Annotated in this window: 12 protein-coding genes; 7 read left to right on the plus strand and 5 right to left on the minus strand. The window is 69.9% G+C overall.

Going from position 1 to position 16,042, the window contains the following annotated elements; genetic code table 11:
* Positions 1-2 precede the first annotated feature (2 nt).
* From ACV7NM_RS24070 to pgi, 7 genes are all read left to right on the plus strand, one after another.
* Positions 3-2,963, plus strand: a complete 2,961-nt coding sequence (locus tag ACV7NM_RS24070; protein WP_463412221.1) for a M14 family metallopeptidase — start codon at positions 3-5, stop codon at positions 2,961-2,963.
* 232 nt (positions 2,964-3,195) lie between these two features.
* A complete protein-coding gene (gap, locus tag ACV7NM_RS24075; protein WP_463412222.1) occupies positions 3,196-4,203 on the plus strand; it encodes a type I glyceraldehyde-3-phosphate dehydrogenase in 1,008 nt (335 codons plus the stop codon).
* A gap of 140 nt (positions 4,204-4,343) precedes the next feature.
* Complete coding sequence (locus ACV7NM_RS24080) at positions 4,344-5,555, plus strand: phosphoglycerate kinase (RefSeq protein WP_463412223.1); 1,212 nt, start codon at positions 4,344-4,346, stop codon at positions 5,553-5,555.
* A 6-nt stretch (positions 5,556-5,561) separates the two neighbouring features.
* Positions 5,562-6,338 carry a triose-phosphate isomerase gene (tpiA, locus tag ACV7NM_RS24085; protein ID WP_463412224.1) on the plus strand — a complete coding sequence of 259 codons (777 nt, stop codon included), beginning with the start codon at positions 5,562-5,564 and terminating at the stop codon, positions 6,336-6,338.
* A gap of 153 nt (positions 6,339-6,491) precedes the next feature.
* A complete protein-coding gene (secG, locus tag ACV7NM_RS24090) occupies positions 6,492-6,713 on the plus strand; it encodes a preprotein translocase subunit SecG (protein ID WP_190182709.1) in 222 nt (73 codons plus the stop codon).
* A 181-nt stretch (positions 6,714-6,894) separates the two neighbouring features.
* Complete coding sequence (locus tag ACV7NM_RS24095) at positions 6,895-7,230, plus strand: RNA polymerase-binding protein RbpA (RefSeq protein WP_007263454.1); 336 nt, start codon at positions 6,895-6,897, stop codon at positions 7,228-7,230.
* Between the two features lie 163 nt (positions 7,231-7,393).
* Positions 7,394-9,052, plus strand: a complete 1,659-nt coding sequence (gene pgi, locus ACV7NM_RS24100) for a glucose-6-phosphate isomerase (protein ID WP_463414047.1) — start codon at positions 7,394-7,396, stop codon at positions 9,050-9,052.
* A 61-nt stretch (positions 9,053-9,113) separates the two neighbouring features.
* Here pgi and pgl read toward each other — a convergent pair whose 3' ends face one another.
* The 5 genes from pgl to tkt all read right to left on the minus strand — a co-directional run bounded on the left by pgl (position 9,114) and on the right by tkt (position 15,845).
* Positions 9,114-9,896 (minus strand): 6-phosphogluconolactonase, encoded by a 783-nt coding sequence (gene pgl, locus ACV7NM_RS24105; protein ID WP_463414048.1) that lies wholly within the window; start codon positions 9,894-9,896, stop codon positions 9,114-9,116.
* Positions 9,897-10,023: 127 nt separating this feature from the next.
* Positions 10,024-11,061, minus strand: coding sequence for a glucose-6-phosphate dehydrogenase assembly protein OpcA (gene opcA, locus ACV7NM_RS24110; RefSeq protein ID WP_463412225.1), 1,038 nt, complete (start codon positions 11,059-11,061; stop codon positions 10,024-10,026).
* Entirely contained in the window at positions 11,058-12,587 is a 1,530-nt protein-coding gene (zwf, locus tag ACV7NM_RS24115) for a glucose-6-phosphate dehydrogenase (RefSeq protein ID WP_463414049.1), read from the minus strand. The genes opcA and zwf overlap by 4 nt, the downstream gene beginning before the upstream one ends.
* A gap of 2 nt (positions 12,588-12,589) precedes the next feature.
* Entirely contained in the window at positions 12,590-13,708 is a 1,119-nt protein-coding gene (gene tal / locus ACV7NM_RS24120) for a transaldolase (protein WP_463412226.1), read from the minus strand.
* 34 nt (positions 13,709-13,742) lie between these two features.
* Entirely contained in the window at positions 13,743-15,845 is a 2,103-nt protein-coding gene (gene tkt / locus ACV7NM_RS24125; RefSeq protein WP_463412227.1) for a transketolase, read from the minus strand.
* Positions 15,846-16,042 lie beyond the last annotated feature (197 nt).

Raw genomic sequence — 16,042 nt, forward strand, 5'->3', positions numbered from 1 at the left:
ACATGAGGCACCGCGCGAGATCGATCCTCGCCGCAAGCGCACTCGTCATCGGAACCACACTGGCCGCCTTACCCGCAGCGGCACAGGCCCGACCCACGGCGGACAGCGGAGCCGCGGCGGCCTCCGACGAGGTCCGGGTCTACGACGCCGCCATCACCAAGGAACAGATCCCGCTCGTCCTCGCCGCCGGCCAGGACGCCCACGAACTGGCCGAGCGCCCGCCCGAGACCGGGACGGCGAAGGTCGAACTGTTCCTCACCGCGGGACAGGCCAGGGGCCTCGCCGCACAGGGCGTCAAGATCACCGAGCGCAAGATCGCCCCGTCCGCCCGCGCGCAGGCCCCCGGGGACGGGGTGTTCCGCCCGTACAGCGGCAAGGGCGGCCTCCAGGAGGAGATCCTCGCCACCGCGCGGGCCAACCCGTCCCTCACCAAGGTCGTCTCCATCGGCAAGACCGTCCTGGGCAAGGACATCCTCGCCCTGAAGGTCACCAAGGACGCCAAGAAGACCAAGGACGGCGCCAAGCCCTCGGTGCTCTACATGTCCAACCAGCACGCCCGCGAGTGGATCACCCCGGAGATGACCCGGCGGCTGATGCACCAGACGCTCGACGGCTACGGCAAGGACCAGCGCGTCACCAAGCTGGTGGACTCGACCGAGATGTGGTTCCTGCTCTCCGCCAACCCCGACGGCTACGACTACACGCACGCCCCCGACGGGCAGCGGCTGTGGCGCAAGAACCTGCGCGACAACGACGGCGATGGCAAGATCACCGCCGTCGACGGGGTCGACCCGAACCGGAACTTCGCCTACCGGTGGGGGTACGACAACGAGGGCTCCTCCGAGAGCCCGTCGAGCGAGACCTACCGCGGCCCGAAGGCGAACTCCGAGCCCGAGACCGTCGCCCTCGACGCGTTCGAGAAGCGCGTCGGCTTCCGGTACGCGATCAACTACCACTCGGCCGCCGAGCTGCTGCTCTACGGAGTGGGCTGGCAGGTCGCCACCCCCACCCCCGACGACGTGGCCTACAAGGCGCTCGCCGGCACTCCCGAGCACTCGGCCGTCCCGGGCTACTACCCGCAGGTGTCCTCCGAGCTCTACACCACCAACGGCGAGGCCGACGGCCACGCGGCCAACGTCAACGGCGTCATGATGTTCACGCCGGAGATGAGCACCTGCCAGACGGCCTCCGCCGTCGATCCGAACGACCGGTGGAAGCCCGAGGACTGCCCGTCCGTCTTCAACTTCCCGGACGACGAGAAGCTCATCCAGGCCGAGTTCGCCAAGAACGTCCCCTTCGCGCTGTCCGTCGCCGAGAGCGCCGCGCACCCGGACCGACCGGTGTCCTCCGTCGGTCTGAGCGCCGCCGACTTCACCGTGGACCCCTTCACCACCTCCTACGTGCAGCGCGGCGAGGACCAGACCGTCTCCGTCACCGCCCGCAAGGCGCTGGGGGACAAGCAGCTCAAGTTCCGGGTCAACGGCGGCCGTACGCACGACGACGGGCTGAAGGCCTGGAAGGGCGGCGACGTCTACGGCGGCGACGACGACAACTGGTTCGACGAGTACCGGGCCAAGGTGGACGGCACCAAGCCGGGCGACAAGGTCGAGGTCTGGTTCACCGGCCGCGACCGGGGCAGGGAAGTCTCCAGTGAGCACTTCACCTACACGGTGGCCGAGCGGCCCCGCGACGCCGATGTCCTCGTGATCGCCGAGGAGGGCGCCAAGGCCACCCACGCCCGGGAATACGTCGACGCCCTGCGTGCCAACGGCAAGAAGGCCGCCGTCTGGGACGTCGCCACCCAGGGAGTGCCGCACCACCTCGGGGTGCTCTCCCACTTCCGCACCGTCGTCCACTACACCGGGGCCAAGGCCCCCGGCGGCGAAACCCAACTCGCGGTGCGCGACTTCCTCAACGAGGGCGGCAAGCTGATCGAGGCCGGTGAGCTCGCGGGCGGCAACGCCCGGGTCGGCCGCGCCGTCACCGACGACTTCAGCCAGTACTACCTCGGCGCCTACGGCCGGGCCGGCGTCAGCAGGCCCACCGCCTTCACCGGCGCGGGTGCCCTCGCCGGCGCCAAGGGCGGCCTCGGGGACGCGGCGGACAACCCGCTCGACGCCCCCGGCGCCTTCTCGGTGACATCCGAGACCCTGCCACCGGCGCGGTTCCCGCAGTTCAAGAGCGCGCAGGCGGGCCAGTACGCCGGGGTCGTGAACCCGTACGCCCCCTACGCGGGCACCGGGATGGCCTCGGCCACCCACGAGGACAACGAATGGAAGCGGCTGACCCGCACCATCGACCTCACCAAGGTGTCCGCGGCCGACGCGCCGAAGCTCAAGATGGCGCTCAACTGGAACACCGAGCAGGGCTACGACCACGCCGTCCTGGAGGCGCACACCACCGGGGCGGAGGACTGGACCACGCTGCCCGAGGCCGGCGGGCTCAGCAGCACCGCCGTCCCCGCCGAGTGCGAGGCCGGGTTCTTCGTCAACGGACACCCCTTCCTGCGCCACTACCTCGACCTGACCGCCGGCGGCTGCGCGCCGCACGGCAGCAGCGGGGCGTGGAACAGCTTCACCGGCTCCTCGGGGGGCTGGAAGCAGGTCTCCTTCGACCTGAGCGCCTACGCGGGCAAGTCCGTCGAGGTCTCGTTGTCGTACATCACCGACGGCGGGGCGGGCGGCCGGGGCGTCTTCGCGGACGAGGCACGGCTCGCCGTCGGCGGGACGGACCAGACCGTCGAGGGCTTCGAGGCCTCGCTGGGAGCCTGGACGGCACAGGGCGCACCGCCCGGAAGTCCCGTCGTCCCGGGGGATTGGTACAGGTCCGGGGAGCTCTTCAAGTCCTATGCCGCTGTCACTACGCGTGACACCGTCCTCCTGGGTTTCGGCCTGGAACACGTCCCGACGGCGGCGGACCGAGCCGTACTCGTCGGTAAGGCACTCCGTTCGCTGAACCACTGATCCGAGGCTTAGCCGGCCCTCACTCCGGGTAACGGGGACAAGGTCCCAGAGGTCCCGTACCGGCACGTCCGGTACGGGACCTCGCGGTGTCATTCCTGGGAAGCAGGGGAGTGTCAGCCGTCGGCCGATGTCACTCAGAAGCTCACGGAGAGGTAGGGTCGTAAGCGGTCGGGGACATCCCATACAGCTCGCCGGGGGACTTTTACCGGCGCACCAACGAGGAGATCGGTTCGTGACGATCCGCGTAGGCATCAATGGTTTTGGTCGTATTGGCCGCAACTACTTCCGGGCGCTCCTTGAGCAGGGAGCGGACATCGAGATCGTCGGTGTCAACGACCTGACTGACAACGCCACTCTGGTGCACCTGCTCAAGTACGACACGATCCTCGGCCGCCTCAAGGCCGAGGTCTCGCACACCGACGACACCATCACCGTCGACGGCAACACCTTCAAGACGTTCGCCGAGCGCGACCCCGCCAACCTGCCCTGGGGCGAGCTGGGCGCCGACATCGTCATCGAGTCGACCGGCATCTTCACGAAGAAGGCCGACGCCGCCAAGCACATCGCGGCCGGCGCGAAGAAGGTCCTCATCTCGGCTCCGGCCAAGGACGAGGACATCACGATCGTGATGGGCGTCAACCAGGACAAGTACGACGCGGCCAACCACCACGTCATCTCCAACGCCTCCTGCACCACCAACTGCGTTGCGCCGATGGCCAAGGTCCTCGACGAGAACTTCGGCATCGTCAAGGGCATGATGACGACGGTCCACGCCTACACCAACGACCAGCGCATCCTCGACTTCCCGCACTCGGACCTGCGTCGCGCCCGCGCCGCCGCCGAGAACATCATCCCGACCTCGACCGGTGCCGCCAAGGCCACCGCGTTGGTCCTCCCGCAGCTCAAGGGCAAGCTGGACGGCATGGCCATGCGCGTCCCTGTCCCGACCGGATCGGTCACCGACCTCGTCCTGGAGCTCTCCCGCGAGACCACCAAGGAAGAGATCAACGCGGCGTTCCAGAAGGCCGCCGAGGGCCAGCTCAAGGGCATCCTCGACTACACCGAGGACGCGATCGTCTCCTCCGACATCGTCAACTGGCCCGCCTCCTGCACCTTCGACGCGTCCCTGACGATGGTTCAGGACGGTACGCAGGTCAAGGTCATCGGCTGGTACGACAACGAGTGGGGCTACTCCAACCGCCTCGTCGACCTGACCGTGTTCGTCGGCGGTCAGCTCTGATCGTCACGGCAGGCAGCACGATGTGAGGCACAGGGTCCGGGTGGCGCGACGATGCGCCGCACGGGCCCTGTGGCTTGTCTCGTACCCTCTCACCCAGGTCGGGACGGAAACCCCGCGTGGGGATAAGGAGTAAGAAACACATGAAGACGATCGACGAACTTCTCGCCGAGGGCGTCTCCGGCAAGCGGGTGTTCGTCCGCGCGGACCTCAACGTGCCGCTCGCCGGCACCGAGATCACCGACGACGGACGCATCCGTGCCGTCCAGCCGACCATCGCGAAGCTCGCCGAAGCCGGCGCCCGCGTGATCGTCGCCTCGCACCTGGGCCGCCCCAAGGGCGCCCCGGACCCGGCCTTCTCGCTGGCCCCGGCCGCCAAGCGGCTCGGGGAGCTGCTCGCCGCCGAGGTCGCGTTCGCCACCGACACCGTCGGCTCCTCCGCCAAGGAGACCGTCGCGGCCCTCACCGACGGCCGGGTGGCCGTCATCGAGAACCTGCGCTTCAACGCGGGCGAGACCTCGAAGGACGACGCCGAGCGCGGCGCCTTCGCGGACGAGCTCGCAGAGCTCGCCGACCTCTACGTGGGCGACGGCTTCGGCGCCGTCCACCGCAAGCACGCCTCGGTCTTCGACCTCCCGGCGCGCCTGCCCCACGCGGCGGGCTACCTCATCGCCACCGAGGTCGGCGTCCTGAAGAAGCTGACCGCCGAGGTGAAGCGCCCGTACGTGGTCGTGCTCGGCGGCGCCAAGGTCTCCGACAAGCTCGCCGTCATCGACCAGCTGCTCGGCAAGGCCGACCGCATCCTCATCGGCGGCGGCATGGCGTACACCTTCCTGTACGCCAAGGGCTACGAGGTCGGCATCTCCCTGCTCCAGAAGGACCAGGTGGACGTCGTCACGGAGTACATGGCCCGGGCCGAGGAGAACGGTGTCGAGCTGGTCCTGCCGGTCGACATCCTCGCCTCGACGGACTTCCCCGACCTCAAGGGCAAGACCCCGGCCGACTTCATCACCGTCGACGCGGACAAGATCCCCGCCGACAAGGAGGGTCTGGACATCGGTCCCAAGACCCGTGAGCTGTACGCGTCGAAGATCGCCGACGCGGAGACCGTCTTCTGGAACGGTCCCGTGGGCGTCTTCGAGCACCCCGACTACGCCGGAGGCACCCGCGCGATCGCGCAGGCCCTCGTAGACAGCGACGCGTTCACCGTCGTCGGCGGCGGGGACTCCGCCGCCGCCGTGCGCACGCTCGGCTTCGACGAGAACGCTTTCGGCCACATCTCGACCGGTGGCGGCGCCTCCCTCGAATACCTCGAGGGCAAGACGCTCCCCGGCCTCGCCGCACTGGAGGTCTGACCCTCAATGACCACGCGCACCCCGCTGATGGCGGGCAACTGGAAGATGAACCTCAACCACATCGAGGCCATCGCCCACGTCCAGAAGCTCGCCTTCTCGCTCGCCGACAAGGACTTCGACGCCGTCGAGGTCGCGGTCCTGCCGCCCTTCGTCGACCTGCGCTCCGTCCAGACCCTGGTCGACGCCGACAAGCTGAAGATCAAGTACGGCGCCCAGGACATCTCGGCGCACGACTCCGGCGCCTACACCGGTGAGGTCTCCGGCCCGATGCTGGCCAAGTTGACCTGCACGTTCGTGGCCGTGGGCCACAGCGAGCGCCGCCAGTACCACGGCGAGAGCGACGAACTCTGCAACGCCAAGGTCAAGGCCGCCTACCGCCACGGGATCACCCCGATCCTGTGCGTCGGGGAGGGCCTCGACGTCCGCAAGGCCGGCCGACAGGTCGAGCACACGCTCGCCCAGGTCGACGGCGGCCTCAAGGACCTCCCGGCCGAGCAGGCCGAGTCCATCGTGATCGCCTACGAGCCCGTCTGGGCCATCGGGACCGGCGAGGTCGCCACCCCCGAGGACGCCCAGGAGGTCTGCGGGGCGATCCGCGGCCGCCTGGCCGAGCTGTACTCGCAGGAGCTGGCCGACAAGGTCCGCATCCAGTACGGCGGCTCCGTCAAGGCCGGGAACATCGCCGCGATCATGGCCCAGCCCGATGTCGACGGCGCCTTGATCGGTGGCGCGGCGCTGGACGTGGACGAGTTCGTCAAGATCGTCCGCTTCCGGGACCAGTAGGCCCCGGCCGTCCCCGCAGCGAGTATGCGGCAGGACGGATCCGTCGTACCCTTGCGGGGGCCAGGAGGCTGCACCACCAGCCACTGGCCCCCGCGCACCTCCCAGCAGAGCCGGAAAGCCAGAAAAGCCAGAAAGTAGGAATCAGCCGTGATTTTGGGGTTCTCGATCGCCCTGATCGTCTTCAGCGCCCTGCTGATGCTGCTCGTGCTGATGCACAAGGGCAAGGGCGGTGGCCTTTCCGACATGTTCGGCGGCGGCATGCAGTCGTCGGTCGGCGGCTCCTCGGTCGCCGAGCGCAACCTGGACCGCATCACCGTCGTGATCGGTCTGCTGTGGTTCGCCTGCATCGTGGCTCTGGGCCTGCTGAGGAAGTAACCCGGAACTCGACCGTTCCGGCCATTGTGCCGGTCCGGTACGCCCCCTCCCGCCTATCATGGGCTTCTGCGGGGGCGCCCCCTCCAGTTGCTGGACGGCCGCCCGGCCTTACGTAGACTTGGGCGCCCGCAGCGGAATACCCCTCACGCTCCGCGGCACCATCAGGCAGGGAGTTACGACCGTGGCAAGTGGCAACGCGATCCGTGGAAGTCGGGTCGGAGCGGGGCCGATGGGCGAGGCCGAGCGCGGCGAATCCGCGCCCCGCCTGCGCATCTCCTTCTGGTGCTCGAACGGGCACGAGACGCAGCCGAGCTTCGCCAGTGACGCGCAGGTCCCGGACACTTGGGACTGCCCGCGCTGTGGGTTCCCCGCCGGCCAGGACCGGGACAACCCGCCGGCGCCGCCGCGCACCGAACCGTACAAGACCCACCTGGCGTACGTGCGGGAGCGGCGTACCGACGCGGACGGCGAGGCGATCCTCGCCGAGGCGCTGGCCAAACTCCGGGGCGAGATCTGAGAGTCGGCCCTCGCCGTCGCACTTGAGAGTGGATCGGGGTCCGGCCCGCGGGAGAGACAATCCCGCGGGCCGGGCCCCTTTGTGCGCGTTGTCCCCCTTCACATCCCTTAAGTTGGGGCGTGGCGGGGCACAACAGGACGGAAGAAGTGGGTTGATGTCCGAGATGAACGCAGACAGCCGCAGGACGAGGCTCAACCGGACGCCCGAGTGGTCGGCACTCGGCAAGCACCGGGAAGCGCTGGGTCAGACGCATCTGCGGGAGCTGTTCGAGACGAATCCGGACCGGGGCACCGGTTACACCCTGCGGGTCGGGGACCTGCACATCGACTACTCGAAGCACCTCGTCACCGACGAGACACTGGCGCTCCTGCGCGAACTGGCGTCCGCCACGGGCGTGACCGAGCTGCGCGACGCGATGTTCCGCGGCGAGAAGATCAACACGACGGAGGACCGGGCGGTCCTGCACACCGCCCTGCGGGCGCCCCGGGACGCGGTGGTCGAGGTGGACGGCGAGAACGTCGTGCCCGCCGTCCACGCCGTCCTCGACAAGATGGCCGCCTTCTCCGAGCAGGTCAGCTCGGGGGAGTGGACCGGCTTCACCGGCAAGCGCATCAAGAACGTCGTCAACATCGGCATCGGCGGCTCCGACCTCGGTCCGGCGATGGCCTACGAGGCGCTGCGCGCCTTCACCGACCGCGGGCTGACCCTGCGGTTCGTTTCCAACGTGGACGGCGCGGACCTGCACGAGGCGGTCCGGGAACTGGACCCCGCCGAGACGCTGTTCATCATCGCCTCGAAGACGTTCACGACGATCGAGACCATCACGAACGCCACCTCGGCGCGCACCTGGCTGCTGGCCGGACTGGGCGGCGAAGACGCGGCCGTGGCACGGCACTTCGTGGCGCTGTCGACCAACGCCGAGAAGGTCGAGGAGTTCGGCATCGACCCGGCCAACATGTTCGGGTTCTGGGACTGGGTCGGCGGTCGTTATTCCTTCGACTCCGCCATCGGCCTCTCGCTGATGATCGCGATCGGCCCGGACGCCTTCCGGGAGATGCTGGGCGGCTTCCACACCGTGGACGAGCACTTCCGTACGGCGCCGCCGGAGCGCAACGCGCCGCTGCTGATGGGCATGCTCGGCATCTGGTACGGGGGTTTCTTCGACGCGCAGTCGCACGCGGTGCTCCCCTACAGCCACTACCTCTCACGCTTCACGGCGTACCTGCAACAGCTGGACATGGAGTCCAACGGCAAGTCCGTGGACCGGGACGGACAGCCGGTGGACTGGGACACCGGCCCGGTGGTCTGGGGCACGCCCGGCACCAACGGGCAGCACGCGTACTACCAGTTGATCCACCAGGGCACCCGGATGATCCCCGCGGACTTCATCGGCTTCGCCCGTCCGGTGGCGGAACTGGAGCCGGAACTGAAGGCCCAGCACGACCTGTTGATGGCGAACTTCTTCGCGCAGACCCAGGCGCTGGCCTTCGGCAAGACGGAAGAGGAAGTGCGGGCCGAGGGCGTCCCCGAGGCGCTGGTCCCGCACAAGACGTTCCGGGGCAACCACCCGACGACGACGATCCTGGCGGACGAGCTGACGCCGGCGGTACTGGGTCAGCTGATCGCCCTCTACGAGCACAAGGTGTTCGTCCAGGGCGCGGTGTGGAACATCGACTCCTTCGACCAGTGGGGCGTGGAACTGGGGAAGGTGCTGGCCAAGCGGATCGAGCCGGCCCTGGTCGACGGCTCCCACACGGAGGACCTCGACCCGTCCACCCGGGCGCTGGTGATCACCTACCGGGAGCTGCGCGGCCGGGCCTGATCCGCCGGAGGGAGCGGGGGCGGGGGCCGCAGTGGCCCCGGCCCCCGCCGCGGGTCGTCGGTCAAGCCGAAGCCGGCGGGTAGAGGCCCGGGGGCAGCTTGGCCGCCGCCGCGCGGTCCAGCAACCACAGGGTGCGGCTGCGCCCGTAGGCCGCCGCTGCCGGGGCCTGGACCTCGCCCGCGCCGCCGAGCGCGATGGCCACCGCCCCCGCCTTGTCCTCGCCCGCCGCCAGGAGCCAGACCTCGCGGGCGGCCCGGATCGCCGGCAGGGTCAGCGAGACCCGGGTCGGCGGCGGCTTGGGGGCGCCGTGGACCCCGACCACCGTGCGGTCGCTCTCGCGCGCCGCCGGGTGTTCCGGGAACAGGGACGCCACGTGCGTGTCCGGGCCCACGCCCAGCATCAGCACGTCGAAGCGGGGGACGGGACCGTGGTCCTCGGGCCCCGCGGCCTTGCGGAGCTCCTCGGCGTAGGCCGCCGCCGCCGCGTCCACGTCCGCCCCGTACGGGCCGTCCGAGGCCGGCATGGCGTGGACGCGCGCCGGATCGACCGGGACGGCGTCCAAGAGCGCCTCCCGGGCCTGTACGTGATTGCGCTCGGGGTCGTCGGCGGGGACGTAGCGCTCGTCGCCCCACCACAGGTCCAGCCGGGACCAGTCGATCGCGTCCCGGGCCGGGGCCGCGGCGAGCGCGGCGAGCAGCCCGTTTCCGTTGCGGCCGCCGGTCAGCACCACCGAGGCGCTGCCGCGGGCCGCCTGCGCGTCCACGACCTTGGTGATGAGCCGGGCCGCGGCGGCCTGTGCCATCAGTTCCTTGTCCCGGTGGACGACGACCTGGGGAGTCGTCATACCCATGTGAGTGCCGCCTTCTCGCTCGTGCCGGACGTACCCGGCGCCGTGTCGACGGCGCCGGACGGAAATGGATCGGCCGCCGGCCGGACCCCCGCGAGGGGGTCCGGCCGGCGGCCGTGGAACGTCACTGCTTGGCCGTGGCCTTCTTCGCCGCGGCCTTGCCGGCGGGCTTGGCCGCCGGGGCATCCGCCGGGGCGGCGTCCGCCGCGGCCGGGGCCTCGGCGGACGCGGCCGGGGCCGCCTCCAGCCGCCCCACGCCGAACTTCAGCGAGGCCTCGTAGGTGTTGTCCGGGTCCAGCCGGCGCAACTCCTCCGCCAGCAGCTCGGCCGTCTCGCGACGCTTGAGCGCCACCGCACGGTCGGGCTGGCCCGGCATGCACAGCGTCGCCAGGGCGCCGTCCGCGCGGTCCAGGACGACTTGGCCGTCCTTGGTCTCCATGCGCACGGCGGTCAGGCCCGGACCCTGGGACAGCGCGCGGGTCACCGGCACGCCCAGGCGGTCCGCCATCCACATGGCCAGCAGTTCGCAGCTCGGGTTCTCGTCCTCGCCCTCGACGGTGGCGGACACCACCGACACCGCCTGCTGGTCCAGGGCCGCGGCCAGCATCGAGCGCCAGGGCGTGATCCGGGTCCAGGACAGGTCCGTGTCGCCCGGCGCGTACGCCTGCGCCCGGGCGCCGAGGGCGCCTATGGGGTTCTCGGAGGAGTAGGTGTCCGCGATCCGACGCTGGCCGAGCGCACCCAACGGGTCGCCCGCGAGGTCCGTCGGAGCCCCCTCCGGCCACCAGACCACCACGGGGGCGTCGGGCAGGAGGAGCGGGAGAACCACCGACTGGGCGTGGTGGACCAGTTCACCGTGCAGGCGCAGCACCACCGTCTCGCCGGTGCCCGCGTCCGTCCCGACGCGGATCTCCGCGTCGAGGCGGGCGTCACGACGGCTGCGGGGGGAGCGGCTGACCCGCCTGACCACGACGATGATCCGCGAAGGGTGTTCGTGGGACGCGTCGTTCGCCGATTTGAGCGCGTCGTACGCGTTCTCCTCGTCGGTCACGATCACCAGCGTGAGGACCATGCCGATGGCAGGCGTGCCGATGTCCCGGCGCGCCTGCACCAACGCGGCGTTGATCTTGCTGGAGGTGGTCTCCGTGAGGTCGATCTTCATGGCCGGCGCCAGCTCCGTCCGTCTCGTGCGAGCATCTCGTCCGCCTCGACCGGCCCCCAGGTACCCGCCGGGTACTGCGCGGGCTTCCCGTGCTTGTCCCAGTACTCCTCGATCGGGTCGAGGATGTTCCAGGACAGTTCGACCTCCTGGTGGCGCGGGAAGAGGTTCGCGTCACCCAGCAGGACGTCGAGGATCAGCCGCTCGTACGCCTCGGGGCTGGACTCCGTGAAGGACTCGCCGTAGGCGAAGTCCATCGTCACGTCGCGGACCTCCATGGAGGTGCCCGGAACCTTCGAACCGAAACGCACCGTCACGCCCTCGTCCGGCTGGACCCGGATGACCAGGGCGTTCTGCCCCAGCTCCTCGGTCGCGCCCGACTCGAACGGCAGGTACGGGGCCCGCTTGAAGACGACCGCGATCTCGGTCACCCGACGGCCCAGGCGCTTGCCGGTCCGCAGGTAGAACGGGACGCCCGCCCAGCGGCGGTTGTTGATCTCCAGCCGGATGGCCGCGTAGGTGTCGGTCTTCGACTTGGGGTCGATGCCGTCCTCTTCGAGGTACCCGACGACCTTCTCGCCGCCCTGCCACGCCGCCGAGTACTGGCCGCGCACGGTGTGCTTGCCCAGGTCCTCCGGCAGCTCCACGGCGGTCAGCACCTTGAGCTTCTCGGCCACCAGTGCCTTGGGGTGGAAGGAGCCGGGCTCCTCCATCGCCGTCAGCGCCAGCAGCTGGAGCAGGTGGTTCTGGATGACGTCACGGGCCGCGCCGATGCCGTCGTAGTACCCGGCCCGGCCGCCGATGCCGATGTCCTCGGCCATCGTGATCTGCACGTGGTCGACGTACGACCGGTTCCAGATCGGCTCGAACATGGTGTTGGCGAAGCGGAGCGCCAGGATGTTCTGGACGGTCTCCTTGCCGAGGTAGTGGTCGATCCGGAAGACCTCGTCACGGGGGAAGACCTCGTGGACGACCTTGTTGAGTTCCTCGGCGCTCTTGAGGTCGTGGCCGAAGGGCTTCTCGATGACGGCACGCCGCCAGGAGCCCTCCTTCTGCGCCAGACCGTGGTCCTTGAGCTGCTGGACCACCTTGGGGAAGAACTTGGGCGGGACCGACAGGTAGAAGGCGAAGTTGCCGCCCGTGCCCTGCGCCTTGTCGAGTTCCTCGATCGTGGCCTTGAGGGTCTCGAAGGCCGCGTCGTCGTCGAACTCGCCCTGGACGAACCGGCAGCCCTGGACCAGTTGCTGCCAGACCTCCTCGCGGAAGGGGGTGCGCGAGTGCTGTTTGACGGCCTCGTACACCTCCTGGGCGAAGTCCTCGTCCTGCCACTCGCGCCGGGCGAACCCGATCAGCGAGAAGCCCGGCGGCAGCAGGCCGCGGTTGGCGAGGTCGTAGACGGCGGGCATCAGCTTCTTGCGCGACAGGTCACCCGTAACGCCGAAAATGACCAGGCCGGACGGCCCCGCGATGCGCGGGAGCCGCCGGTCCTGTGCGTCACGAAGCGGGTTCGCTCCGTTCACCGTCAAAATACTCAGTCCTCCGCGGGGGCGAGGCGCTCAAGCTCCGCCTGGGTCGACTTCAGCAGGTCGTTCCACGACGCCTCGAACTTCTCGACGCCTTCGTCCTCAAGCAGCTGGACCACATCGTCGTACGAGATGCCCAGCTTCGCGATCGCGTCGAGCTCGCCGCGCGCCTGCTCGTAGGTGCCGCGAATGGTGTCGCCGCTGACCTCGCCGTGGTCGGCGGTGGCCTCCAAAGTGGCTTCCGGCATGGTGTTGACCGTGCCGGGCGCGACCAGGTCCACCACGTACAGGGTGTCCTTGTACGCCGGGTCCTTCACGCCGGTCGAGGCCCACAGCGGACGCTGCTTGTTCGCGTGCGCCTTGTCCAGGGCGGCCCAGCGCTCGGAGGAGAAGACCTCCTCGTACGCCTCGTAGGCCAGACGGGCGTTGGCCAGCGCCGCCTTGCCCTTGAGGGCCTTCGCCTCGTCGGTGCCGATGCCGTCCAGGCGCTTGTCGATCTCGGTGTCCACGCGGGACACGAAGAAGGAGGCCACCGAGTGGATCTGGGAGAGGTCCAGGCCCGCGGCCTTGGCCTTCTCCAGGCCCGCCAGGTACGCGTCCATGACCTGGCGGTAGCGCTCCAGCGAGAAGATCAACGTCACGTTGACGCTGATGCCCCGGCCGATGACCTCGGTGATCGCCGGCAGACCGCCCATGGTCGCCGGGATCTTGATCAGGGTGTTCGGGCGGTCCACCAGCCAGGCGAGCTGCTTGGCCTCGGCGACGGTCGCCTTCGTGTTGTGGGCGAGGCGCGGGTCGACCTCGATCGAGACCCGGCCGTCCTGGCCCTCGGTCGCGTCGAAGACCGGCCGCAGGATGTCGGCGGCGTCGCGGACGTCCGCCGTGGTGATCATGCGGATGGCTTCCTCGACGGTCACCTTGCGGGCGGCGAGGTCCGAGAGCTGCTGGTCGTAACCGTCGCCCTGGCTGATGGCCTTCTGGAAGATCGACGGGTTGGTGGTGACACCGACCACGTGCTGCTGGTCGATCAGCTCGGCCAGGTTGCCGGACGTGATGCGCTTGCGGGACAGGTCGTCCAGCCAGATCGCCACGCCCTCGTCGGAGAGGCGCTTGAGTGCGTCTGTCATTGGAATTGCATCTCCTACTGGTCGGGTACGGGCGTCAGCGCGCGGCGGCGGCGATCGATTCGCGGGCGGCGGCGGCGACGACCTCGGGAGTGAAGCCGAACTCACGGAACAGCACCTTCGCGTCGGCCGAGGCACCGAAGTGCTCCAGCGACACGATGCGGCCCGCGTCACCGACGTAGCGGTGCCAGGTCAGGCCGATGCCCGCCTCGACCGCGACGCGGGCACGGACGGAGGGCGGCAGCACGCTGTCCTTGTACGCCTGGTCCTGCTCCTCGAACCACTCGACGGACGGCATGGAGACCACGCGCGTCGGGATGCCCTCGGCCTGCAGGGCCTCGCGGGCGCCGACGGCGAGCTGGACTTCGGAGCCCGTGCCGATGAGGACGACCTCGGGCGCGGTGTCCCCACCCTCGGGCCCGGTCGCCTCGAAGAGCACGTACCCGCCCTTGGCGGCGTCGTCGTTCAGCTCGTACGTCGGCACGCCCTGACGGGTCAGCGCCAGGCCGTGCGGGGCGCCCTTGCCGAAGACCTTGGTGTGGCGGCGCAGGATCTCGCGCCAGGCGACGACGGTCTCGTTCGCGTCGGCCGGACGGACCAGGTTCAGGCCCGGGATGGCGCGCAGCGAGGCGAGGTGCTCGACCGGCTGGTGGGTCGGGCCGTCCTCGCCGAGGCCGATCGAGTCGTGCGTCCACACGTAGGTGACCGGCACGTGCATCAGCGCCGACAGGCGCACGGCGTTGCGCATGTAGTCGGAGAACACCAGGAAGGTGCCGCCGTAGACGCGCGTGTGACCGTGCAGCGCGATGCCGTTCATGGACGCGGCCATGGCGTGCTCGCGGATGCCGAAGTGGATGGTCCGGCCGTACGGGTCGGCCTCCGGCAGCGGGTTGCCCTCCGGCAGGAACGAGGAGTTCTTGTCGATGGTGGTGTTGTTGGAGCCGGCCAGGTCGGCCGAGCCGCCCCACAGCTCCGGGATGACCGGGCCGAGCGCCTGGAGCACCTTGCCGGAGGCCGCGCGGGTGGCGACGCCCTTGCCGGGCTCGAAGACGGGGAGCTTGTCCTCCCAGCCCGCGGGCAGCTCGTTGGCCTCGATGCGGTCGAACTCGGCGGCGCGCTCGGGGTTGGCGGTGCGCCAGGCGGAGAAGTCCTTCTCCCAGGCGGCCTTGGCCTCGCGGCCGCGGTCCAGCGCCTGGCGGGTGTGCGCGATGACCTCGTCGGAGACGTCGAAGGTCTTCTCCGGGTCGAAGCCGAGGACGCGCTTGGTGGCGGCGACCTCGTCGTCACCGAGGGCCGAGCCGTGCGCGGCCTCGGTGCCCTGGGCGTCCGGGGCCGGCCAGGCGATGATCGAGCGCATGGCGATGAAGGACGGACGCCGGGTCTCGGCCTTCGCCGCCTTGAGGGCCTCGAAGAGCGCCTTCGGGTCGAGGTCGCCGTTCTCCTTCGGGGCGACGCGCTGGACGTGCCAGCCGTACGCCTCGTAGCGCTTGAGGGTGTCCTCGGAGACTGCCGTCTCCGTGTCGCCCTCGATGGAGATGTGGTTGTCGTCCCACAGCAGCACCAGGTTGCCGAGCTTCTGGTGGCCGGCCAGGGCGGACGCCTCGTGGGAGATGCCCTCCTGGAGGCAACCGTCACCGGCGATCGCGTAGACCATGTGGTCGAACGGGGAGGTGCCCGGGGCGGCGTCCGGGTCGAACAGACCGCGCTCGTAGCGGGCGGCCATGGCCATGCCCACCGCGTTGGCGACGCCCTGGCCGAGCGGGCCGGTCGTCGTCTCGACGCCGGCCGTGTGGCCGTACTCGGGGTGACCGGGCGTCTTGGAGCCCCACGTGCGGAAGGCCTTGAGGTCGTCCAGCTCCAGGCCGAAGCCGCCGAAGTAGAGCTGGGTGTAAAGGGTGAGGGACGTGTGCCCCGCGGAGAGCACGAAACGGTCGCGGCCGACCCACTGGGGGTCCGCCGGATCGTGGCGCATGACCTTCTGGAACAGGGTGTACGCCGCGGGGGCCAGGCTCATCGCCGTTCCGGGGTGGCCGTTCCCGACCTTCTGGACCGCGTCCGCGGCCAGGATGCGGGCGGTGTCGACGGCCCGCTGGTCCAGTTCGGTCCACTCGAGCTCTGTGGTGGTCGGCTTGGTGCTCACCGTGAGTCAGGGCTCCTCTCCACATGTTGTTTCCCGGTGACGAACGGTGCACCGGCGCGATTCCGAGCCTACCCCCGAGACGGCCTGCCACTATTCGAGTGCCGATAGTGCGTCGCCTGGTCGGCGACTGCTGTTCACCTGGGCTCGGGCCGATCGGCTCAACACGAGGCGACCCCGGGGCCGGGCGGGGTGAGGGC

The sequence above is a fragment of the Streptomyces sp. Tek67B01 genome, assembly GCF_055231995.1.

Coding starts and splice junctions, on each gene's coding strand:
- ACV7NM_RS24070 (WP_463412221.1), top strand. CDS start 3: ATGAGGCACCGCGCGAGATCGATCCTCGCCGCAAGCGCACTCGTCATC.
- ACV7NM_RS24080 (WP_463412223.1), top strand. CDS start 4,344: ATGAAGACGATCGACGAACTTCTCGCCGAGGGCGTCTCCGGCAAGCGG.
- tpiA (WP_463412224.1), top strand. CDS start 5,562: ATGACCACGCGCACCCCGCTGATGGCGGGCAACTGGAAGATGAACCTC.
- pgi (WP_463414047.1), top strand. CDS start 7,394: ATGAACGCAGACAGCCGCAGGACGAGGCTCAACCGGACGCCCGAGTGG.
- pgl (WP_463414048.1), bottom strand. CDS start 9,896: ATGACGACTCCCCAGGTCGTCGTCCACCGGGACAAGGAACTGATGGCA.
- opcA (WP_463412225.1), bottom strand. CDS start 11,061: ATGAAGATCGACCTCACGGAGACCACCTCCAGCAAGATCAACGCCGCG.
- tal (WP_463412226.1), bottom strand. CDS start 13,708: ATGACAGACGCACTCAAGCGCCTCTCCGACGAGGGCGTGGCGATCTGG.